The organism is Rhizobium sp. SVR5-2C (assembly GCF_056755115.1).
In genome coordinates, this window is sequence record NZ_JBNDHT010000402.1 from 1 (window position 1) to 272 (window position 272).

Below are 272 nucleotides of genomic sequence, written 5' to 3' on the forward strand. Positions count from 1 at the left end.
TCGGTGCGTCAGCGACGTCGAGTTCGCCGATGAACTGAATGTTGCAGGCAGGATAGAACGACACATGCGCGGCGATACGCGCCTTTGTCGACCCATAAAGCGTTTGAAAGCGCCGCATGCTCGTGTAGAGCGCAGCAGAGGCACCACGTGAGAAGCCCATCACGGCGATGCGGGAAGGATCGATACGGGGGTGGGCGGCGAGCACGTCGACGGCGCGATAGGTGTCGTAGAACTGTGCGAGGAAGCTCAGCCGCGACTGATCTGTTTCAACC

1 protein-coding gene is annotated in these 272 nt (G+C 60.3%); it reads right to left on the bottom strand.

Going from position 1 to position 272, the window contains the following annotated elements:
* On the bottom strand, positions 1-272 hold a 272-nt coding region (locus ACPYOI_RS36275), incomplete at both ends, for a dienelactone hydrolase family protein (protein WP_481424199.1).